We start from the raw sequence: 20,046 nt of genomic DNA on the forward strand, positions 1-20,046 counted from the left end.
CCGCGGATCAGAGTAGCGGAGTAGATCGCCCAAATTACAAATATCGGCCTAATGGGGCAAAAGGGCGATAACCGGGCTTGCTTACTGCGCGTCCATGAATCGCGACGACTGGGATTTGTCTAGTCGTCGCACCCCAGGGTGTCAAGAAATGGATTTCGCGACTTTGTGAAACTTTGCACGTCGAGTCGGAGAGTGACTGTCCGGTTACGGCCTGGTTGTACCGGTTACGCATAAAATGCGAGTTATGTGCTGTTGGCCGAACTCTTCCGGCTGTGCTCCAATAACCCCTACCCCATGGATGCGTCGGCGTCACCTGCACATCAAATGCGTGACGCGATCCCCTCCAAGCAGACGATCCGAGGAGAGGTAGCGGAGGCCAGTGAGGACAGCGTCAATCCCCAGCGAACGCGAATCCGGGGCGGAATCTCCCCCGGCATTCGACGCCGAGGGGGTGCCGCCGGAGGGCGGCCCGGCTCCGGACCTCGGTGATCGTGGGACCGAGAAGAACGGCAGCAAGCTCGCGCTCAAGAACTGGCGCGTGCGGACGCGGCTGATCGCGCTCATCGTCATCCCCACCGCCGCCGCGATCGTCCTGGGCGGTCTGCGGGTGGTCACCTCGATCAGCACCGCCGCCCAGTACGAGCAGGTGCGCACCAGCGCCGAGCTCGTCGCCGACCTGAGCGAGCTGGCGCACAACCTGGAGACCGAGCGCGACCTGTCGGCCCGGTTCGTCGCCCAGGGCCGCGGCAGCACCGGCAGGGCGAGGCTGCAGGAGCAGTACAAGGCCGTCGACCAGGCGGCCAAGAGCGTGAAAGACCGCATCGACATCATCACCGGCAGCAGTGCCGCCGAGGGCTTCGGCGAGCGCGGCCGGAGCGAGCTCGCCCAGATGCGCAGCCGCATCGAGGAGCTCGGCAGCGTACGCAAGACCGCGGTCGGCACCCACCTCCCCGCCCAGCCCACGATCGCCATGTACTCCCGGACGATCGCCGACCTGCTGGCCCTGCACGACGAGATCATCCAGGGTGTCGCCGACCAGGAGCTCGTCGGCAGCGCGTCCGCCTTCGGAGCGCTGGCCAGGGCCAAGGAGCAGGCGTCCAGGGAACGGGCGAACCTCGCCGTCGCCCTCGCGGCCAGAGGGTTCACCTCCGAGGGCCTGAACGCCATGCTGGCCGCCCGCGCGCAGCGCGACAGCGAGCTGGCGACCTTCCGCTCCGACGCGTCGATCACCCAGCGGCAGCTCTACGACGACACCGTGAGCAGCCAGAAGAAGGACCGCGCGGAGTCCATGCGCGCCCGTGCCCTCGTCCTGGCCGTCGACGGCTCCCCGCTCGTCCGCGTCGACGTCTCCAGGACCGGTGCCGGCGACCAGACGACCTGGTTCGACGCCTCCTCCGACGGCATCGACCGGATGCGCACGGTGGAGAAGCAGATCGCCGACACCCTGATCGCGCAGAGCCGCGTCCTGCAGGAGGACGAGCAGCGTGGCGCGCTGATCGCCGGAGGGCTGAGCGTACTGCTGCTCATCCTCGTCCTGATCATCACCTCGATCATGGCGCGGTCGCTGGTCAGGCCGCTGCGCACGCTGCGCACCGAGGCGCTGTTCATCGCCGGCGAGCGCCTGCCGGAGACCGTGCAGAGCATGCGCGAGAGCGGCGAGGCCGCGGCCGAGGACGTCATCCCGATCGGAGTGGCCTCCGATGACGAGATCGGCCAGGTGGCCCGCGCCTTCGACGAGGTCCACCGTGAGGCGGTCCGCCTGGCGGGCCAGGAGGCGACGCTGCGGAGCAACGTCAACGCGATGTTCGTCAACCTCTCCCGGCGCACCCAGACCCTGGTCGAACGGCAGCTCTCCCTCATCGAGAACCTGGAGCAGGGCGAGCAGGACGAGAACCGTCTCGGCAGCCTCTTCCGGCTCGACCACCTGGCCACCCGCATGCGCCGCAACTCCGAGAACCTCCTGGTCCTCGCCGGCCAGGAGCCCGCGCGCCGGTGGAGCCAGCCCATCCCCCTGATCGACGTGGTCCGCGCCTCACTGTCGGAGGTCGAGAACTACGAGCGGGTGGACCTGCGGATCTCCGGCGGCGTGTCCGTGGTCGGCACCTCCGTCAACGACGTCGTGCACCTGATCGCCGAGCTGGTGGAGAACGCGATCTCCTTCTCCCCCCGGGAGACCAAGGTCGTCGTCTCCAGCAACCGCATCGACGGTGGCGGCGTGATGGTCTCGGTCACCGACATCGGCATCGGCATGACCCCCGAGGAGCTCGGCCGGGCCAACTGGCGGCTGGCCAACCCGCCGGTGGTGGACGTCTCGGTCTCCCGCCGCATGGGCCTGTTCGTGGTCGGCCGGCTGGCGCTGCGGCACGGCATCCGCGTGCAGCTCCGCCAGCAGGACAGCGGCGGCCTGACTGCCATGGTGCTGCTCCCCGAGGCCCTGCTCTCCGGTTCCGTCGCCCGTCAGGTGCCGGGCGGCGACTGGGCCGGGGCCGCCGGCTCGATGGACCGGGCGCCGGCGCTGGCCAGTCCCACCGGGCTCGACCCCGCGCAGCCGGCGTTCGCCTCCTTCGACGCCGCCCAGCACTCCTTCAACTCCTTCGACATCGGACAGCTCGGTTCCTTCGAGGCCCCGCAGTCCTCCCTGGGCGGCGGCTACTTCGGTCAGGCGCCGGTCGACACCCCCTGGCCCGGCCACGTGCCGCCGCCGGGCGCCGACCCCGGCTGGCCGAACACCTCCCAGGCCGACACCGGAGTGTGGTCGAACCCGCCGGCGCGCGGTGGCGACTCCGGAGTCTGGCCCGGCCCGCCCTCCCGTGAGGGCGACTCCGGGATGTGGTCGAACCCGCCCTCCCGTGAGGGCGACTCCGGGGCGTGGCCTGGCCCGCCGTCCCGTGAGGGCGACTCCGGGATGTGGTCGAACGCGCCGATGCGCGGCGGCGACTCCGGAGTCTGGCCCGAACCTCCGTCCCGTGAGGGCGACTCGGTGGGCTGGCCGTCCACGGCCGACCCGGGGCCGTTCGAACGGCGCTCCTTCGAAGTGGCCGACAACACCGGCCCGCTGCCCGTGGTCCGCGACTCCTCGCCCATGGAAGAGGCGAAGGAGGAGTTCCTGCCGATCTTCGCCGCGGTCGAGTCCGACTGGTTCAGGAAGGTCGAGCCCGTCGCCCCGGTCCAGGACCTGACCGAGGAGCTCAAGGAAGCGGACGCGCCGGCGCCCGCGCCGGCGTCCGACGCCTGGTCCTCACCAGCGGACGCGGGCTGGCAGGCGGCCCAGGCGGCGAGCGAGCCCTCGCTCGGCGGGATCACCGGTTCCGGGCTGCCCAAGCGGGTGCCCAAGGCGAACCTGGTGCCGGGCACGGCCGCACCCGACGCGGGCGCGGCCTCGCAGACCCCCGTGCTCCGGCCGACCGTCTCCCCGGAGGCGGTGCGCAACAGGCTGGCGAGCTTCCAGAAGGGAGTACGGCAGGGCCGCGCGGCGGCCCGGGGCGAGGCCGGTGACGGGCAGCCGTATCCCGACTTCGGCCGGGATGTTGAAGGAAACAAGGAGGACCGGTGAGCGAGCTCATCATGGTCGCCAAGGAGGATGACACGTGCGCGAAATGAGCCAGGCCGCCCGGGGGGTCAATTGGCTGATCACTGACTTTGTGAACAACGTCCCAGGCGTGGCGCACACGGTCGTGGTGTCGGCGGACGGTCTGCCGTTGGCGTATTCCGATGGATTTCCCCGGGACAGGGCGGATCAGCTGGCGGCGGTCGCGGCCGGTCTGATCAGCCTGACCCAGGGTGCTTCCAGGGTCTTCGAGGGCGGGGCGGTCACCCAGACGGTGGTGGAGATGCAGCGAGGGCTGCTCCTCATCATGTCGATCAGTGACGGTTCCTGTCTCGCCGTGCTGGCCGCCGCCGACTGTGACATGGGGCTGGTGGCCTATCAGATGACCTTGCTTGTCGAACGAGCGGGCCAGGTGCTCACACCGGCCGTCCGCGCCGAACTCCAGGCCTCCCACCCCAGGTGAGGGCGATGATCCTAGGAGGATGCCGTGGCAGGCCGCGGTTGGACCGGTGAGGGTGACCCGTTAGGCGGGTCGCCTTATCAGTCGATGGACGATCTCTATCGGCAACAGGGTGGTCCTTCACATCTCATGCAACCGGCGCCGGCGGAGCAGAGCTCCCTGGTCCGGCCATATGCCGTGACCGGGGGGCGCACCGCCCCCCGGACCCAGCTCGCCATGGAGGCCCTGGTCTCCTCGGCGACGTCCGCACATCATGATCTGTCCACCCGCACTCCGGAGTATCAGGCGATCAGCGCCCTGTGCCGGCAAGTGCGTTCGGTCGCTGAGATCTCCGCGATGCTCCGCATCCCGCTCGGCGTGACCCGGATCCTGGTCGCGGACATGGCGGCCGAGGGCCTGGTCCAGCTGCATCAGCCGCAGCTGGACGCGGGCAAGCCGGATCTCAACCTGCTGGAAAGGGTGCTCAGTGGACTTCGCAGGCTCTAGCCGCGGCGGCGGCCTGACATCGACGAAGATCGTCGTCGCCGGTGGATTCGGTGTGGGAAAGACCACGTTCGTGGGAGCGGTCTCGGAGATCCTGCCGCTGACCACCGAGGCGGTGATGACCGACGCCAGCGCCGGCATCGACGACCTCGGTCTCACGCCGAACAAGACCACCACCACGGTCGCGATGGACTTCGGCCGTGTATCGCTGGACCGGGATCTGATCCTGTACCTGTTCGGCACGCCGGGCCAGCACCGGTTCTGGTTCATGTGGGACGACCTCGTGCGCGGCGCGATCGGCGCGATCGTGCTGGTCGACACCCGGCGGCTGGCCGACAGCTTCCCGGCGATCGACTACTTCGAGGAGGCCAAGCTCCCGTTCGTGGTCGCGGTCAACGGCTGGGACGGGACCTACCCGCACGGTGAGGAAGAGGTGCGCGAGGCGCTGACACTGGCGCCGCACATCCCGATCTCACGGACCGACGCGCGCTCGCGCGACGCGGTGAAGGCCACGCTCATCACGCTGGTGGAGCACGCGCTGACCATGCGGATGGCCGTTCCCGGATGGGGGCGCTGACCACGCGGGCAGGCGTTCCCGCGCGGGGACGCCGACCGTAGGGGCGTTAGTGGCGCCTCCCAACGGATAGGCTGGGGGGTCGAGTCGCAGACCTGTAGCGCAGAGGCTGGCCAATCACGTGTTCGAGACGCTTTCCGACCGGCTTACATCGGTCTTCTCCTCCCTCCGTTCCAAGGGGCGGCTGTCGGATGCCGACATCGACGCCACCTGCCGTGAGATCCGCATCGCGTTGCTTGAGGCTGACGTCGCGCTGCCCGTGGTCAAGACGTTCGTCGCCCAGGTCAAGGAGCGCGCCCGCGGTGTCGAGGTCTCCCAGGCGCTGAACCCCGCGCAGCAAGTCGTCAAGATCGTAAATGACGAGCTGATCGAGATCCTCGGCGGCGAGACCCGGCGGCTCCGCTACGCGAAGACCCCGCCGACCGTCATCATGCTCGCGGGTCTCCAGGGTGCCGGTAAGACCACGCTGGCGGGCAAGCTCGCCCGCTGGCTGCGGGACCAGAACCACACGCCCATGCTGGTCGCCGCCGACCTCCAGCGTCCCAACGCGGTCCAGCAGCTCCAGGTCATGGCCGAGCGCGCCGGCGTCGCGGTCTACGCGCCCGAGCCGGGCAACGGCGTCGGGGACCCGATCGAGGTGGCCCGCCAGTCGATCGACCACGCCCGGCGGCAGCAGCACGACATCGTCATCATCGACACCGCCGGCCGCCTGGGCATCGACCAGGAGCTGATGAAGCAGGCCGCCGACATCCGCGACGCGGTCTCGCCCGACGAGGTCCTGTTCGTCGTCGACGCCATGATCGGTCAGGACGCCGTCTCCACGGCCCAGGCGTTCATGGAGGGCGTCGGCTTCGACGGCGTCGTGCTCACCAAGCTCGACGGTGACGCCCGTGGCGGCGCCGCCCTGTCGGTCCGCCACATCACCGGCAAGCCGATCATGTTCGCCTCCACCGGTGAGAAGCTCGAAGACTTCGACGCCTTCCACCCGGACCGGATGGCCTCCCGCATCCTCGACATGGGCGACATCCTCACCCTGATCGAGCAGGCCCAGAAGACCTTCGACGAGGCCGAGGCCGCCAAGATGGCGGGCAAGCTCACCTCGGGCGAGGGCTTCACGCTGGAGGACTTCCTCGAGCAGATGATGATGGTCCAGAAGATGGGCCCCATCAAGAACCTGCTCGGCATGATGCCCGGCATGGGGCAGATGCGCGAGCAGCTCAACCAGGTCGACGACCGTGACCTCGACCGCATCGCCGCCATCATCCGCTCGATGACCCCGGCCGAGCGCCAGAACCCCAAGATGATCGACGGCTCCCGCCGGGCCCGCATCGCCAAGGGCTCCGGCGTGACGGTGACCGAGGTGAACGGCCTGGTGACCCGCTTCTTCGACGCCCAGAAGATGATGAAGCGGATGGCCGGCGGGATGGGCATCCCCGGCATGCCCGGCGGGCGCAAGGCCAACAAGGCCGCGCAGAAGAAGGCGGCCAAGGGCCGGCGGGTCAGTGGTGACCCGCGCAAGGCGGCTCTCGGCAAGGCCCCCTCCGCCGACGCTTCCGACGGCGCCCCCAAGCCGGGTGGCGCCCTCGGCAAGCTGGGGGCCGGTCAGCTCCCGCCGGGCCTGGAGCTGCCGCCGGGCTTCGACCCCTCGAAGTTCAAGTTCCCCGGGCAGAAGTGAGCGACGGCAAGTTCCACCGACGGGCCGGATGGATCTGGCTGGTCATCATGGTGGGCTTCATCATCCTGGCGACACTCGAACTGCTGGGAGTGCGGCCCAAGTAGGACCTCGGAGCGGGGGCGGCGGAGAGATCCGCCGCCCCCGCTCCGCATGTCGTCCCGTTCACCCCCGCACGGTCATCCCGGACCACCCTGCACGGCCGTCCCGGGCCATCCCCGCCTGGTCGTCCGGACGCTCAGGCCGGAGGCCGTGCGCAGCCGGCCGGGGCGGCCAGCGCACTCAGCAGCGACTCGACGGAGGCCGGTGCGGCGGCCGGGACGGTGACCGGTGCGGTGACCGGCCCCGAGGAGCCCGCGGAGAAGACGGGCGAGGCGGCCGGCCCAGAGGAGGAGGCGGGTGCCCAGAACGGGACGGGTGCCGGGGTGGCGGCGGGTCCCGGGAGCGGGCCGGGCGCCGGTGCCGGAGTGACGGCCGGCGCGGGCTCGGAGAACGGGGCGAGGCTCGGTGTGAAGTCCGACGCCGGAGACGGGGCGGGACGCGGTGGCACGCCGGCGCCGGCGCAGTGGACACCGGTGCCGCCGAGGGTCACCTCGGCCAGGGGCCCGTCGTGGAGGAGGCCGCCCGAGGCGTCGAGCATGCGCCCGCTGATCGCGAGGGTCATCCCGGCCTCGGCGCGCGGGGCGGTCCGCCGTACGTCGGTCCTGACGACGGTGAGCACCGCGCTCCCGACCCCGGGGTAGCCGAGCTGGGCGCCCGTCGCCGGGATGACCGTCGTGCCCGCCTCGACCGGCCGGCCGAGCACGGTCACGCTACCGGGCGCGGCCAGGACCGAGGCGCTCGCCGGACCGGACGGCCGCCACCTGACGCCGGTCGTCACCGTGCCCGTCACCAGCAGCGGCTGCCCGGCTCGGGGGTTGAGCCTGAGCCGCCTGACGTCGAACCGGCTGGTCGCCTCCCAGGAGACCGGCGCGGCGACCCTCGCCCGCAGCCGCCTGCCGCCCAGTGAGACGAAGGCCCGGACGCCGTCGGGGTCCGCCCAGTCGCCGTCGTCCTCACCCCCGGAGGGGCCGGCGAAGGCGCGGCCCCAACTGCCGGCGAACGCCTCCTGGCCGAGTGCGGGAATGCCGTGGACCTCCAGTTCGACGCCTCTGGCCAGGACCGATCCGCCGGTGGCGGCGGACGCTCTCATGGCCAGCACGGCGCCCAGGACGGCGAGGGAACCGGTCGCGGTCAGCAGCAGGGATCTCAGGGTGGTTGCCACGGCGGCCATTTAGCGCAGCAGGGCGCTCCGGCCGGTGCCCCGGACACACGGTGATTACCGAGATTTGCCCTCTGCGGGCCGGACGGAATGGGCGTTGTTTGGCTGGGCACTCCCGTACATCTGGCACAATGACATGTTGGAACATCGTGACCACGTGGGTGCCCTCTCACCCCCGCGTGCCGCGCCTGTCCCTACGGACGGTCCTCTCCTCGTGCCCCACTCGACGAGAAGCCGTTCACCCACGCTCTAATGCAGGAGAGACCACACCAGTGGCAGTCAAGATCAAGCTCAAGCGGCTCGGCATGATCCGCAACCCGCAGTACCGCATTGTCATCGCCGACAGCCGCACCAAGCGTGACGGCCGGGCGATCGAGGAGATCGGCCTGTACCACCCGAAGGAGAACCCCTCGCGCATCGAGATCGATGCCGAGCGGGCGGCTTACTGGCTGGGTGTCGGCGCGCAGCCGACCGAGCCCGTGCTGAAGCTCCTCAAGCTCACCGGTGACTGGCAGAAGTTCAAGGGCGAGCCGGCTCCGGCTCCGCTCAAGGTCGCCGAGCCCAAGGCCGACCGTCACGCCGCCTACGAGGCCGCGGCCAAGGAGGCGCTGTCCCTGGACGCCGCCGCCACCACGCCGAAGAAGTCGGCCAAGAAGCCGGTGAAGGCCGACGAGACCGCCGCTGAGACCCCGGCTGAGCCGGTCGCGGAGGAGAAGCCGGAAGGCGAGGCCTGAGATGCTCGAGGAGGCCCTCGAGCACCTGGTGAAGGGCATCGTCGAACATCCCGACGAGGTCCAGGTTCACGCTCGCCGCATCCGCAGCGGGCGTGTGCTTGAGGTCCGGGTCCACCCCGAGGACCTCGGCAAGGTCATCGGCCGTGGTGGCCGTACGGCCAAGGCGCTGCGCACCGTCGTGAACGCCTTGGGCGACGGCAAATACGTCCGGGTCGATCTGCTCGACCTGAACGAGGCCCGCTAGCCGACGCGATCCATCGAGTGAACGGGTCACCCATCCAGTGGGTGGCCCGTTTGCTTTCTGCCACACACGACTAACTTTGGGAGGCGGGCGTGCAGCTTGTCATAGGCCGGATCGGCCGCCCGCACGGACTCCGCGGCGACGTGTCCGTGGAGGTCCGCACCGATGACCCGGAGGGGCGTTTCGCCCCGGGCACGGCCGTCGCCACCGACCCCGCGTCGACCGGTCCGCTCGTCGTCGAGTCCCGGCGCTGGCACTCGGGAGTCCTGCTGGTCAGGTTCGAGGGCGTCAACGACCGCGACCGCGCCGAGGCGCTCCGCGGCACCACGCTCGTCATCGACTCGGCGGACATCCCGCCCTCCGAGGACCCCGACGAGTTCTACGACCACCAGCTCATCGGCCTCGCCGTGGTCACCCCCGACGGCGAGCGGGTCGGGGAGGTGACCGACGTCCTCCACCACGGTCAGGACCTGCTCGTCGTACGGCGGGGCACGGCCGAGGTCTACGTGCCGTTCGTGAAGGCGCTGGTCCCCGTGATCGACCTGGACGAGGGCCTCCTCGTCGTGGACGGGCCCGCCGGTCTGCTCGATCCGGACCAGGCCGTCTGACATGCGCATCGACGTCATCTCGATCTTCCCCGAATACTTCGCCCCGCTCGACGTCTCCCTCATCGGCAAGGCCCGCGAGCGCGGCATCCTCGACGTCCACCTCCACCAGCTCCGCGACTGGGCCCACGACGTGCACCGCACGGTGGACGACACCCCCTACGGGGGCGGGCCCGGAATGGTGATGAAGCCCGAGCCGTGGGGCGAGGCCATCGACACCGTCCTCGCCGCCGGCCCCGGCGCGCAGCCCCGGATCATCGTGCCGACCCCCAGCGGGGTGCCCTTCACCCAGAAGCTGGCCATGGAGTACGCCCGCGAGCCGTGGCTGCTGTTCACCCCGGCCCGCTACGAGGGCATCGACTCCCGGGTCATGGCCGAGTACGGCTCGCGCATGCGCGTGGACGAGGTCAGCGTCGGCGACTACGTGCTCGCCGGCGGCGAGGTGGCGGTGCTGGTGATGGTGGAGGCCGTCGGGCGGCTGCTGCCCGGCGTGCTCGGCAACGCCCACTCGGCCGTGGACGACTCGTTCGCGCCGGGGGCGATGGAGAACCTCCTGGAGGGGCCGGTCCACACCAAGCCGCCCGAGTGGCGGGGGCGCGAGGTCCCGGAGATCCTGCTCTCCGGCCACCACGGGAAGATCGCCCGGTGGCGGCGGGACGAGGCGCTCCGCCGTACCGCGAAGAACCGGCCCGAGCTGCTGTCGGCGCTCGATCCGGAGAGCCTGGACAAGCATGACCGCCAGGTCCTGGCGGAGCTCGGCTTCTCCGGCTGACCGCGGGGGCCGGGGCGGCGGGCCGCCCGCCGTCCCCGGGCTCCGGGACCGGGCCGCCGGGGCGTTCTGACTGGTTGATTTCCGGTCGGTCGCGAAAATATGGCAGACTGAACCGTTGCCGCCGACTGTCCGCTGGTTGGCGCGCGCCGTCGGGCAGGGCCTGACTCCCAAGACACAGTCCAATTCAGCACGCGTGTCCGTCACGATGCCGCTCCGTCGCGGCCGGATGGACCTCCGGGTGCTCGCGTAAATGAGGTACCACTGCCATGCACACGCTGATCACTGAGCTTGAGAAGGCCACGCTCCGCAGCGACATCCCGGACTTCCGCCCCGGTGACACGCTCGAAGTGCACGTCCGAGTGATCGAGGGCACCCGCTCCCGTGTCCAGGTCTTCAAGGGCTTCGTCCTGCGTCGCCAGGGCAGTGGCGCCCGTGAGACCTTCACCGTCCGCAAGGTCAGCTACAGCGTCGGCGTCGAGCGCACCTTCCCGGTGCACAGCCCGGTCATCGAGAAGATCACCCTGGTGACCCGTGGCGACGTCCGCCGCGCCAAGCTCTACTACATGCGCGACCTGCGCGGCAAGGCCGCCCGCATCCGCGAGAAGCGCGACGCCCGCTAGAGCCCGCGCCGTGCCGTCCTGGCCCGTCCCCCTCCCGGGGTGCGGGCCAGCCGTGTGCAAGGAGGGTTTTGACCTCCTATGGGCAAGACGCATAGCCATGGTGACCCGGCGGGCAGTCGGATGACATCGGCCATCATCTAGGCTCGTCACGATGACTAGCGAAGACCGGGAGTACGGCGCGGCCTCGCGTCGGCCTGTCGAGGACGAGGTGGGCGTGGTCGCCGAAGACGCACAGAAGACCGCCGAGAGCGACAAGGACAAGAAGAAGGGCTCCTTCTGGAAGGAGCTCCCCGTCCTGGTCGTCGTCGCGCTGCTCCTCGCGCTGTTGATCAAGACCTTCGTGATCCAGGCGTTCTACATCCCGTCGGAGTCGATGGAGAACACCCTCCTGACGAACGACCGGGTGCTGGTGAACAAGCTCGTCTACCACACCCGTGACATCGAGCGCGGTGACATCGTGGTCTTCTCCGGCGTGGACTCCTGGGACGGCGAGGTCCGGTTGCCGGAGCCGTCCAACCCGGTCTCCGCCTTCTTCCGCTGGGTCGGCACCGCCTTCGGCGTGGTCCCCGGCGAGAAGGACTACATCAAGCGCGTCATCGGCGTCCACGGCGACACCGTGAAGTGCTGTGACGTCCAGGGGCGGGTCACGGTCAACGGGGTGCCCCTCGACGAGCGGGACTACCTCTACCCGGGTGACCTGGCCTCCCGCGATCCCTTCGAGGTCAAGGTCCCGGAGGGCCGCCTGTGGGTCATGGGCGACCACCGCGCGGTCTCCCTCGACTCCCGCTCCCACACCGGCGACCCCGGCGGCGGGACGATCCCGGTGGACAAGGTGGTCGGCCGTGCCTTCGTGATCGTGTGGCCCTTCTCCAGAGCTAAGATCCTCCCCATCCCCGACACCTTCCAGCAGCCCGCGCTCAAGGCGTCCGCCGCGGCCGGAGCGGTCCCGCTCCTCGGCGGCCTCGCGGGGGCCGTGCCGCTGGTGCTGTGGCGTCGTCGGCTTTCAAGGCGGTAGCCGTACCTCATGACTGTGGAACCCGAGAGCAAGCCCGCGGAATCCGAGAGCAGGAAGGCGGAACCTCGCAAGGGCAGACTGCGCGAGACGGTCGCCCTGATCGCGTCCGGCGTGGTGGTGGCGCTGCTGCTGCAGGCGTTCGTCGTTCAGCCCTTCAAGATCCCGTCGGAGTCGATGGAGAACACCCTGCGGGAAGGCGACCGGGTGATCGTCAACAAGCTGCACGGTGAGACCGAGCGCGGTGACGTGGTGGTCTTCAAGGGCTGGCCGGGCGGTGACACCATCAAACGGGTCATCGCGGTCGGCGGCGACACCGTGAAGTGCTGTGACGCCCAGGACCGGATCACCGTCAACGGGGTCCCGATCGACGAGAAGGCCTACCTGCACCCCGACGACTTCGCCGCGGGCGGCAAGTTCGAGAAGGTCGTGCCCGAGGGGCGGCTCTGGGTCATGGGCGACCACCGCTCGGCCTCCGCGGACTCGCGCGACCACGAGGAGCAGGAGGGCGAGGGCACGATCTCCGAGGACGACGTGATCGGCCGGGCCTTCGCGATCTTCTGGCCGTTCTCCCGCGCGACGACCCTCTCGACGCCCGAGGTCTTCGCCAAGCCGGAGATCTTCGCCACGGCGAAGTAGGGACAGCCCCGCCAAGGTGAGATAGCAGTACCGAACGGTCCGGATGGGGCGTACTCTCGGGTCATGGTCGCTATGTCTGCCGTGGTGCCATGACGGTTGCGTTCCGCCCCACGCCGAGTGTGGTCCGGCGGGATTCGGGACTGTACGGCTACGAGCGGGCTCTGGCCCGCCGTGGGCTGGGTCCCGTGGCCGGGGTCGACGAGGCCGGCCGGGGCGCCTGCGCCGGCCCGCTGGTGGTCGCCGCGGTGGTCCTCAGCCGCCGGATCGGCGGCCTGAACGACTCCAAGCTGCTCACCGTCTCCCGGCGCGAGTCGCTGTACGAGCTGATCATGGCGGCCGCGGAGGCGGTCAGCGTGGTGGTGATCCCACCGGCCGACATCGACGCGCGCGGCCTGCACAGATCCAACATCGAGGGAATGCGCCGGGCCGTCGCCCGGTTGTCCTGTGACCTCGGCTACGTGCTCACCGACGGGTTCCCCGTCTCGGGCCTGCCCGTGCCGTCGCTCGGAGTGTGGAAGGGAGACCAGGTGGCGGCCTGCGTGGCGGCCGCCTCGATCGTGGCGAAGGTGACACGCGACAGGATGATGACCGCGCTCGACGAGCGCCATCCCGAGTACGGTTTCGCCGTGCACAAGGGGTATGGCACCGTGAGCCATCGCAGGGCGCTCGAAACTCACGGCCCGTGTCCGGCCCACCGATTCTCGTTCGCGACGGTGGCGCGGTCCGGGCCCGGTGGGCTGATGGGTGAGAATGAAATGGGGGCCGGTCTCGCCTGATCGGGCGGGCCGGAAGGCGTGCAACAGGAGGATCGGTATGAGCGCAGAAGATCTCGAGAAATACGAAACCGAGATGGAGCTGCAGCTTTACCGTGAGTACCGCGACGTCGTCGGACTGTTCACCTACGTCGTGGAGACCGAGCGGCGCTTCTATCTGACCAACTCCGTCGACCTCGACGTCCGGACGGCCGAGAACGGCGACGTGTTCTTCGACGTGAAGATGCAGGACGCCTGGGTCTGGGACATGTACCGACCGGCGAGATTCGTGAAGAACGTCCGCGTGGTCACCTTCAAGGACGTCAACGTCGAGGAGCTGGCCAAGCCGGATCTCGAGATGCCCAAGGAGGGTTTCTCCAACTGAGGAGTTCTCCACAGGCGCGGCCCGCGTCCGGCTGATTATCCACAGAATCGGATCCGGTCTGCCGGGACCGGGGCGAGCTGAGCGAAGGTCTGGGACCGGAGGTGGTTCCATGGCCGCGAAGGACGAGCTCGGCAGGCACGGCGAACAGGTCGCCGTCGACTATCTGCTGGCGCACGGCATGCAGATCCTGGATCGCAACTGGCGGTGCCCGGACGGGGAGATCGACGTGGTCGCCCGGGAGGGGCGGGCACTCGTCGTGGTGGAGGTGAAGACCCGCTCCGGCCGCAGTCACGGCACCGCCTTCGAGGCGGTCACCGAGGCGAAGCTCTCCCGCCTGCGCAGGCTCGCGGTCAGATGGCTGGCCACGCGGCCTGAGCGATACGGCTCCATCCGTGTCGACGTCATCGCCCTGGAGCGGTTCGCCGGAGATCTCGTCCTCCGCCACGAGCGGGGGGTGTGCTAGGTGCCCGAGCCCCGCCGCTCGCTGCTCCGGCCGACGGCCGCCTCGCCCGAGGCGGGCTTCCACCGGCTCGCCGGCCCCCTGGGCATGCCCAGGGGCGGTCACGGCCCCGTTCCGGACCGCCGCCCGGACCGGCTGCGCCCCATGCGCGCCGCCCAGGAGGCGACACCGTGACCGTCGCCCGCACCCGCTGCATCGCGCTGGTCGGGGTGGCAGGCCACCTCGTCGACGTCGAGGCCGACGTCGGCGCCGGTATGGCGGGCCTGCACCTCATCGGCATGCTGGACACCGCGCTGAGCGAGGCGCGTGACCGGGTCCGCTCGGCCGTGGTCAACAGCCGCTACGGATGGCCCGACGCGCGGATCACCGTCAGCCTGTTCCCCGCCAGCCTGCCCAAGCGCGGAAGCGTCTTCGACCTGGCGATCGCCGTGGCCCTGCTCGCGGCGGCCGGGGCCGTGCCCCGCGCCAAGGTCGCCCGGCTGTTCTTCCTCGGCGAGCTCGGTCTCGACGGCTCGGTGAGACCGGTGCGCGGGGTGCTGCCCGCCGTGCTCGCCGCGGCCGGGGCCGAGGCCGGGGCGAGCACCGTCGTGGTCCCCGCGCACAACGCCGCCGAGGCCGCGCTCGTGCCGGATGTGACCGTGATCCCCGTCGCCACACTGGGTGAGCTGGTGAGCTGGCTGCGCAGTGACGACCCGGTCAACGTGCCCCTGGCCGAGCACGCCCCGCCCACCGGGCTCCCCGGCCCCGCCGGCGGATCGGACGGCGCGCGCTCGCTCGTCCCGGACGGCCCCTCCGAGAGCGCCCCCGACCTCGGCGACGTGGCCGGCCAGCCCGCCGCCCGCCGCGCGCTGGAGGTCTGCGCCGCCGGCGGCCACAACTTCTGGATGCTGGGCCAGCCGGGCACCGGCAAGACGATGCTCGCCGAGCGGCTGCCCACCCTGCTCCCGCCGCTGGATCGGGACGCGGCGCTGGAGGTGACCGCGATCCACTCGGTCGCCGGGGTGCTGCCGGCGGACCGCCCGCTGCTGACCCGCCCGCCGTTCGTGGCGCCCCACCACACCGCGACCGTCGCGGCCGTCATCGGCGGGGGCAGCGGGGTGATCCGCCCGGGCGCGGTGTCGATCGCCCACCGGGGAGTCCTGTTCCTGGACGAGGCCCCCGAATATCCGGCGACCGTCCTCGACTCGCTCAGGCAGCCGCTCGAATCGGGCCGGGTGACGGTCTCCAGGGCGCTGGGCTCGGTCACCTTCCCCGCCAGGTTCATGCTGGTGCTGGCCGCCAACCAGTGCCCGTGCGCGCAGCCGTCCAGTCCCGAGGACCCGTGCCGGTGCACCCCCGCGGTCCGCCGTCGCTACCTGTCCAGGCTCTCCGGCCCGCTGCTCGACCGGATCGACGTCAAGGCCACCCTCCACCGGTCGACCCGGCGCGAGCTCCTCGCCGACCGCCGGTTCATCGAGCCGAGCCGGGTGGTGGCCGAGCGGGTGCTCCTGGCCCGCGGACGTGCCGCCAAGCGGTTCGCGGGCAGGCCGTGGCGGTGCAACGCGGAGATGCCGACCCGTGCGCTCCACGCCGAATACCGCCCGCGACCCGATGCGATGTCACCCCTGCTCCGCTGCCTGGACAGCGGCGAGCTGAGCGCCCGGGGGCTGGACCGGGTGCTCAGGGTGGCCTGGACCCTGGCCGACCTCGGCGGCAGGGACAGACCGGAGGTCGAGGAGACCAACACCGCGCTCGGACTGTGGCTGGGGGAGGAGCGGTGAGCGAGCGGCTCGCCCGGGTCACGTTGATGCGGCTGGCCGAGCCCGGTGACGAGGTGATGGGCAGGCTCGTCGCCTCCCGAGGCCCGCAGGCCGCCGTCGACCAGGTCCGCCGGGGACGCCCCGATCCGGAGTTCACCCGGTGGTTCACACGCTCCCACCGCCCGGGCCCGGCCGGCCCGCGGCAGGAGCGGCTCGCGGCCAGGCTTGAGCGGATGTTCGCCTCCTGGGCGGCCCGGCTGGAGACGGCCGATCCCGCCCGTGACCTGGCCGAAGGGGAGCGCCACGGGGCCCGCCTGGTGATCCCCGGCGACCCCGAATGGCCGACCCAGCTGGGCGACCTGGGCGAGTCCGGTCCCCACGCCCTCTGGCTCCACGGCGAGGCCGACCTGCGCTTCTCCTGCCTGCGGTCGGTCGCGGTCGTCGGCTCCCGGGCCGCCACACCGTACGGCACGCATGTCGCGGCAGATTTCGGAGCCGGGCTGAGCGAACGCGGCTGGAGCGTGGTGTCGGGCGGCGCCTACGGCATCGACGGGGCGGTCCACCGCGGCGCCCTCGCCGGTGAGACGCCGACCGTCGCCGTGCTCGCCTGCGGCACCGACATCGCCTACCCCAGCGCGCATCACTCGCTGTTCGCGGCAGTGCGCTCGCAGGGGGTGCTGGTGAGCGAGTGCCCGATGGGCGCCACCCCGATCCGGCCGCGTTTCCTGGTCCGCAACCGGCTCATCGCCGCGCTGTCGCGGGGCACCGTGGTGATCGAGGCGGCCGTGCGCAGCGGGGCACTCAACACCGCGGGGCACGCCATCTCGCTGAACCGCCACCTGGCCGCCGTGCCGGGGCCGGTGACCTCGCAGACCTCGGCCGGATGTCACCGGTTGATCCGGCAGGGGACGGCCGTCTGCGTGACCACCCCCGAGGAGATGATCGAGCTTGTCGGTGCGATGGGCGGCGACCTTGCCCCCGAAACGCGTGGCCCGGTGCTCCCGCGCGACCGGCTGGATCCCGACACCCGCAGGGTCCTTGAGGCCGTGCCCGCCCGGGCCGGCGCTGGCCCGGCGACGATAGCGGTCGCCGCGGGCGTCGACCTGGAGACCGTGCTGTCCTGTCTCGGCGGCCTGGCCGCCGCCGGACACATCGAGCGCGTCCCCCGAGGATGGCGCCTGCGCCCCGAGAGACCGTCGGGTCGATGAGCGCGATCCGCCCCAGGCGCGGCGCCTCCCCACCACGAGGGATCTCCGCTCCGTCACGGGGAGACCTCTCCGTGGGGCGGTGGAGCCCCAGACCGCTGCCGGCGGCGATGCACGGGGTGACGCACAATGGCCGCCCCATTGAGCGTCACCGTGGGGCTGCCATGATCGGATCCTGGTCCGTCGCCGGCGTGGGCGGAGTTCCGGCTGGTCACCGGCGTGATCAGAGTCTTGGTCGGTCACCGGTGTGAGCGGAGTTCCGGCTGGTCACCGGCGTGGGCGGAGTCCTGCTCCGTCACTGATGTGAGCGGAGTTCCGGTCGGTCACCGGCGTGGGCGGAGTCCTGGTCGGTCACCGGTGTGAGCGGAGTTCCGGCTGGTCACCGGCGTGGGCGGAGTCCTGGTCGGTCACCGGTGTGGTCGGGCTCCGCTCCCGTTACTGGTGTGGTCGGGGTTCTGGTCCGTCGCCGGCGTGACCCTGGGGTGCGGGCCAGACGGGGAGCAGTCGGACCTGGCCGTGGCCCAGCAGGAGCAGCGGGTCGAGATACAGGTCGTCGCGGAGCAGGCCCCAGTGCAGGCAGGTGACCGGGCAGTGACCGGGAACGTCCTGGACGGTACCGATCACCTCGCCCCGACCCACTGTCTGGCCGCGCCGTACCGACGGCCGGACAGGCAGGTAGGTCGTCCGCAGGCCGTCGGCATGGAGGACGGTCACCACACCCCGCTCCGCGAGCGGCCCCGCGTAACCCACCGTCCCGGCCCCGGCCGCGTGAACCTCCGCTCCGGGCGCGGCGGCGAGATCGACCCCTCGGTGCCCGGCCAGCCAGGGCTGGGCCGGAGGCGCGAAGCCGCGGAGCACATGGGGCCGCCCGGCGAGCGGCCAGTCCCAACGGGCCCAGGGCTCGGGCGCCCCGCTCCCGTCGATCGAACTGACCCGGCTGACCCGGCTGACCCGGCTGACCCGGCTGACAGGGCCGATCGGGCCGTCCTGGGCGATGGCGCTGCGGGGGCCGCCGGCGCTGCCCTGGGTGCTCGGGTCGGTGGTGCTGCCCTGGGCGGTGGTGCCGTTTCCGCCGATCGGGCCGTGCACACCCGCCGCCCCCGGTGCGGCGGACAGCAGCGCGGTCAGCAGGGCGGGCAGCGATGCTCGGATCCCGAGGGCACGGAGAGGGTTCACCTTCCCGAGGATGAGAGATCCCCGTCGGCCCCGAGCGCGCCGAGCGGCATTCTGTGGACGGGTGCTTCCACGGCTGTGGACATCGACCGTTCCCCGTCCGGCCGCCATCGCATGGCCCGCCGGTGGGTCCGCGTGAGGCCGGTGCGGTCGCGTGCCGTCGTATGGGAGCTCGTGGGGCCGTATGGCATGCCGGTGGGCCGCCGTGTCGTCTCGTAAGGCCGTATGGCGCGTCGATGGGTCCGCGTGAGGTCGGTGGGGTATCGGGAGACGCCGCGTGGCGCGGTGCGGCCGGGGCGGTGGGCGCGAGCGCCGCCGTACGGTGGCCGGGCCGGGCGTGCGGCGGTGCTGTCGAGGTGGGGAGCATCCGCCCTCCCGGCGGCGGGGCGGTCCCCCGTAGCCTTGGGCGGTCCCCCACGGTCTCGGGAAAGCAGTCCCCCGTAGCCTCGGAAAAGGGGGACTGACGTGGAAGAACACGAGGTGGAAGAGCGGGCCGCCCTGCGCCGCACGCTCTCGGCCCGGGATCTGATCGTCTACGGGCTGCTGTTCATCGGGCCGCTGGCCCCGGTCGGCGTGTTCGGAGTGCTCGACGCCAAGAGCAACGGCGCGGTGGCTCTCGTCTACGTCATCGCCACGATCGCCATGGCCTTCACCGCCGTCTCATACGCGCAGATGTCGCGGGTGGTGCCGGAGGCGGGGTCGGTGTTCGCCTACGCGTCGGCGGGGCTGGGGCGCGGCGCCGGGTTCCTGGCCGGCTGGCTGGTGATGCTCGACTATCTGCTCATCCCCAGCGTGGCCTACCTGTTCTCCGGGATCGCGCTGCACGCGCTCTTCCCGGCCGTCCCGGCCTGGGCCTTCACGGCGCTGGCCTTCGTGGTGACCACGGCGCTGAACGTCTCCGGAGTGCGGCTGGCCGCCCGGGTGGGCCTGGTGGTGCTCCTGGCCGAGATCGTGGTGCTGGCCGTGTTCGTGGTCATGGCGGTGGCCGTGCTGATCGGCGAGGGGCCGGCCAGGCCGTGGCTGTCGCCGTTCACCGGAGTCGGGGGGACGACGACGGCCGCGGTGATCGGCGCCGTCTCGGTGGCGGTCCTGTCGTTCCTCGGCTTCGACGCCATCGCCTCCTTCGCCGAGGAGGCCAGCGGAGACTCCCGCCAGGTGGGCAGGGCGGTGCTGCTCTGCCTGGGGGTGGCCGGGCTGCTGTTCGTGCTCCAGAGCTACCTGGCCGGGGTGCTGGACCCGGTGCCTCCGGCGGAGCTGGCCGCGCACCCGGCCGCGCAGGGCACGGCGTTCTACGACGTGACCGGTGCGTCGGTCTCGCCCTGGCTGGCCACCCTGATGAAGATCGCCAAGGCGGTGGGCCCGGCGTTCGCCGCGATGGCCGCGGTGGCGGCGGCCGGACGGCTGCTGTACGGCATGGCCAGGGGCGGGGGGCTGCCTCGCGGGCTGTCGGCGGTGGACCCCAGATCGGGGACGCCCAGGGTGGCGCTGCTCAGTGCCGGGGCGATCACGCTGGCGGTCTCCGTCTGGGCGGCGAGCCGGGACGACGGCCTCGACGTCCTGGTCTCGATCGTGGACATCGGCGCGCTGGCGGCGTTCGCGATGCTGCACGCCTCCGTGGTCGGATATTTCCGGGTCCGGCGTGGGAGCCGGGACTGGTGGCGGCACCTGCTGGTGCCGGTGGCCGGCGGGCTGGTCGCGATCTGGATCATCGC

At 71.2% G+C, this 20,046-nt stretch carries 20 protein-coding genes and 1 pseudogene; 19 read left to right on the forward strand and 2 right to left on the reverse strand.

Features of this window, described 5'->3' with window-relative positions; translation table 11 throughout:
* The first annotated feature begins 379 nt into the window (after positions 1-379).
* The 5 genes from ACZ6R6_RS19310 (at position 380) to ffh (ending at position 6,739) form a co-directional block, all read left to right on the forward strand.
* The gene (locus tag ACZ6R6_RS19310; protein ID WP_470095069.1) at positions 380-3,553 is read left to right on the forward strand and encodes a sensor histidine kinase; all 3,174 of its coding nucleotides are present in this window, start codon (positions 380-382) and stop codon (positions 3,551-3,553) included.
* Between the two features lie 43 nt (positions 3,554-3,596).
* The gene (locus ACZ6R6_RS19315) at positions 3,597-4,010 is read left to right on the forward strand and encodes a roadblock/LC7 domain-containing protein (protein ID WP_197048434.1); all 414 of its coding nucleotides are present in this window, start codon (positions 3,597-3,599) and stop codon (positions 4,008-4,010) included.
* Positions 4,011-4,094: 84 nt separating this feature from the next.
* Positions 4,095-4,493 (forward strand): DUF742 domain-containing protein, encoded by a 399-nt coding sequence (locus ACZ6R6_RS19320; RefSeq protein WP_470095071.1) that lies wholly within the window; start codon positions 4,095-4,097, stop codon positions 4,491-4,493.
* A gap of 13 nt (positions 4,494-4,506) precedes the next feature.
* On the forward strand, positions 4,507-5,067 hold the full coding sequence (locus ACZ6R6_RS19325) for a GTP-binding protein (RefSeq protein WP_306858536.1): 561 nt from the start codon (positions 4,507-4,509) through the stop codon (positions 5,065-5,067).
* 118 nt (positions 5,068-5,185) lie between these two features.
* Positions 5,186-6,739, forward strand: coding sequence for a signal recognition particle protein (ffh, locus tag ACZ6R6_RS19330; RefSeq protein WP_470095073.1), 1,554 nt, complete (start codon positions 5,186-5,188; stop codon positions 6,737-6,739).
* Positions 6,740-6,974: 235 nt separating this feature from the next.
* Here ffh and ACZ6R6_RS19335 read toward each other — a convergent pair whose 3' ends face one another.
* Entirely contained in the window at positions 6,975-8,000 is a 1,026-nt protein-coding gene (locus ACZ6R6_RS19335) for a hypothetical protein (protein ID WP_470095075.1), read from the reverse strand.
* Between the two features lie 269 nt (positions 8,001-8,269).
* Between ACZ6R6_RS19335 and rpsP the strand changes: the two genes are divergently transcribed.
* The 13 genes from rpsP to dprA all read left to right on the forward strand — a co-directional run bounded on the left by rpsP (position 8,270) and on the right by dprA (position 17,164).
* A complete protein-coding gene (gene rpsP / locus ACZ6R6_RS19340; protein WP_470095077.1) occupies positions 8,270-8,731 on the forward strand; it encodes a 30S ribosomal protein S16 in 462 nt (153 codons plus the stop codon).
* Position 8,732: 1 nt separating this feature from the next.
* Positions 8,733-8,975 carry an RNA-binding protein gene (locus ACZ6R6_RS19345; protein ID WP_012888562.1) on the forward strand — a complete coding sequence of 81 codons (243 nt, stop codon included), beginning with the start codon at positions 8,733-8,735 and terminating at the stop codon, positions 8,973-8,975.
* An 89-nt stretch (positions 8,976-9,064) separates the two neighbouring features.
* Complete coding sequence (rimM, locus tag ACZ6R6_RS19350) at positions 9,065-9,580, forward strand: ribosome maturation factor RimM (protein WP_470095080.1); 516 nt, start codon at positions 9,065-9,067, stop codon at positions 9,578-9,580.
* A 1-nt stretch (position 9,581) separates the two neighbouring features.
* A complete protein-coding gene (gene trmD, locus ACZ6R6_RS19355) occupies positions 9,582-10,349 on the forward strand; it encodes a tRNA (guanosine(37)-N1)-methyltransferase TrmD (protein WP_470095082.1) in 768 nt (255 codons plus the stop codon).
* Positions 10,350-10,615: 266 nt separating this feature from the next.
* Positions 10,616-10,969: a 50S ribosomal protein L19 gene (gene rplS, locus ACZ6R6_RS19360; protein ID WP_470095084.1), complete on the forward strand. Its 354-nt coding sequence runs from the start codon at positions 10,616-10,618 to the stop codon at positions 10,967-10,969.
* A 151-nt stretch (positions 10,970-11,120) separates the two neighbouring features.
* Complete coding sequence (gene lepB, locus ACZ6R6_RS19365; protein WP_470095086.1) at positions 11,121-11,984, forward strand: signal peptidase I; 864 nt, start codon at positions 11,121-11,123, stop codon at positions 11,982-11,984.
* A 9-nt stretch (positions 11,985-11,993) separates the two neighbouring features.
* Positions 11,994-12,620, forward strand: coding sequence for a signal peptidase I (gene lepB, locus ACZ6R6_RS19370; RefSeq protein WP_470095088.1), 627 nt, complete (start codon positions 11,994-11,996; stop codon positions 12,618-12,620).
* A gap of 89 nt (positions 12,621-12,709) precedes the next feature.
* Positions 12,710-13,396, forward strand: a complete 687-nt coding sequence (locus ACZ6R6_RS19375) for a ribonuclease HII (protein WP_306856609.1) — start codon at positions 12,710-12,712, stop codon at positions 13,394-13,396.
* A 37-nt stretch (positions 13,397-13,433) separates the two neighbouring features.
* Positions 13,434-13,757 (forward strand): DUF2469 domain-containing protein, encoded by a 324-nt coding sequence (locus ACZ6R6_RS19380; protein WP_012888569.1) that lies wholly within the window; start codon positions 13,434-13,436, stop codon positions 13,755-13,757.
* Positions 13,758-13,866: 109 nt separating this feature from the next.
* Positions 13,867-14,220, forward strand: coding sequence for a YraN family protein (locus ACZ6R6_RS19385; RefSeq protein WP_306856613.1), 354 nt, complete (start codon positions 13,867-13,869; stop codon positions 14,218-14,220).
* The gene (locus tag ACZ6R6_RS19390) at positions 14,221-14,391 is read left to right on the forward strand and encodes a hypothetical protein (protein ID WP_470095091.1); all 171 of its coding nucleotides are present in this window, start codon (positions 14,221-14,223) and stop codon (positions 14,389-14,391) included.
* Positions 14,388-15,977: a YifB family Mg chelatase-like AAA ATPase gene (locus tag ACZ6R6_RS19395; RefSeq protein ID WP_470095093.1), complete on the forward strand. Its 1,590-nt coding sequence runs from the start codon at positions 14,388-14,390 to the stop codon at positions 15,975-15,977. The genes ACZ6R6_RS19390 and ACZ6R6_RS19395 overlap by 4 nt, the downstream gene beginning before the upstream one ends.
* Entirely contained in the window at positions 15,974-17,164 is a 1,191-nt protein-coding gene (gene dprA, locus ACZ6R6_RS19400; protein ID WP_470095095.1) for a DNA-processing protein DprA, read from the forward strand. The genes ACZ6R6_RS19395 and dprA overlap by 4 nt, the downstream gene beginning before the upstream one ends.
* 432 nt (positions 17,165-17,596) lie before the next feature.
* Here dprA and ACZ6R6_RS19405 read toward each other — a convergent pair whose 3' ends face one another.
* Positions 17,597-18,337, reverse strand: coding sequence for a murein hydrolase activator EnvC family protein (locus ACZ6R6_RS19405; RefSeq protein WP_470095097.1), 741 nt, complete (start codon positions 18,335-18,337; stop codon positions 17,597-17,599).
* Between the two features lie 606 nt (positions 18,338-18,943).
* On the opposite strand from ACZ6R6_RS19405, the pseudogene ACZ6R6_RS19410 reads away from it, so the two are divergent.
* Positions 18,944-19,996 (forward strand): annotated as a pseudogene (locus ACZ6R6_RS19410) (APC family permease); the annotation flags it as partial.
* Positions 19,997-20,046 lie beyond the last annotated feature (50 nt).

Source organism: Streptosporangium sp. NPDC048886 (genome assembly GCF_055586905.1).

What these genes read in the sequence shown, in the direction of transcription:
- lepB (WP_470095086.1), top strand. Translation starts at nt 11,121, where the DNA reads ATGACTAGCGAAGACCGGGAGTACGGCGCGGCCTCGCGTCGGCCTGTC.
- trmD (WP_470095082.1), top strand. Translation starts at nt 9,582, where the DNA reads ATGCGCATCGACGTCATCTCGATCTTCCCCGAATACTTCGCCCCGCTC.
- ACZ6R6_RS19385 (WP_306856613.1), top strand. Translation starts at nt 13,867, where the DNA reads ATGGCCGCGAAGGACGAGCTCGGCAGGCACGGCGAACAGGTCGCCGTC.
- rplS (WP_470095084.1), top strand. Translation starts at nt 10,616, where the DNA reads ATGCACACGCTGATCACTGAGCTTGAGAAGGCCACGCTCCGCAGCGAC.
- ACZ6R6_RS19380 (WP_012888569.1), top strand. Translation starts at nt 13,434, where the DNA reads ATGAGCGCAGAAGATCTCGAGAAATACGAAACCGAGATGGAGCTGCAG.
- ACZ6R6_RS19345 (WP_012888562.1), top strand. Translation starts at nt 8,733, where the DNA reads ATGCTCGAGGAGGCCCTCGAGCACCTGGTGAAGGGCATCGTCGAACAT.
- lepB (WP_470095088.1), top strand. Translation starts at nt 11,994, where the DNA reads ATGACTGTGGAACCCGAGAGCAAGCCCGCGGAATCCGAGAGCAGGAAG.
- ACZ6R6_RS19320 (WP_470095071.1), top strand. Translation starts at nt 4,095, where the DNA reads ATGGACGATCTCTATCGGCAACAGGGTGGTCCTTCACATCTCATGCAA.
- ACZ6R6_RS19315 (WP_197048434.1), top strand. Translation starts at nt 3,597, where the DNA reads ATGAGCCAGGCCGCCCGGGGGGTCAATTGGCTGATCACTGACTTTGTG.
- ACZ6R6_RS19375 (WP_306856609.1), top strand. Translation starts at nt 12,710, where the DNA reads ATGACGGTTGCGTTCCGCCCCACGCCGAGTGTGGTCCGGCGGGATTCG.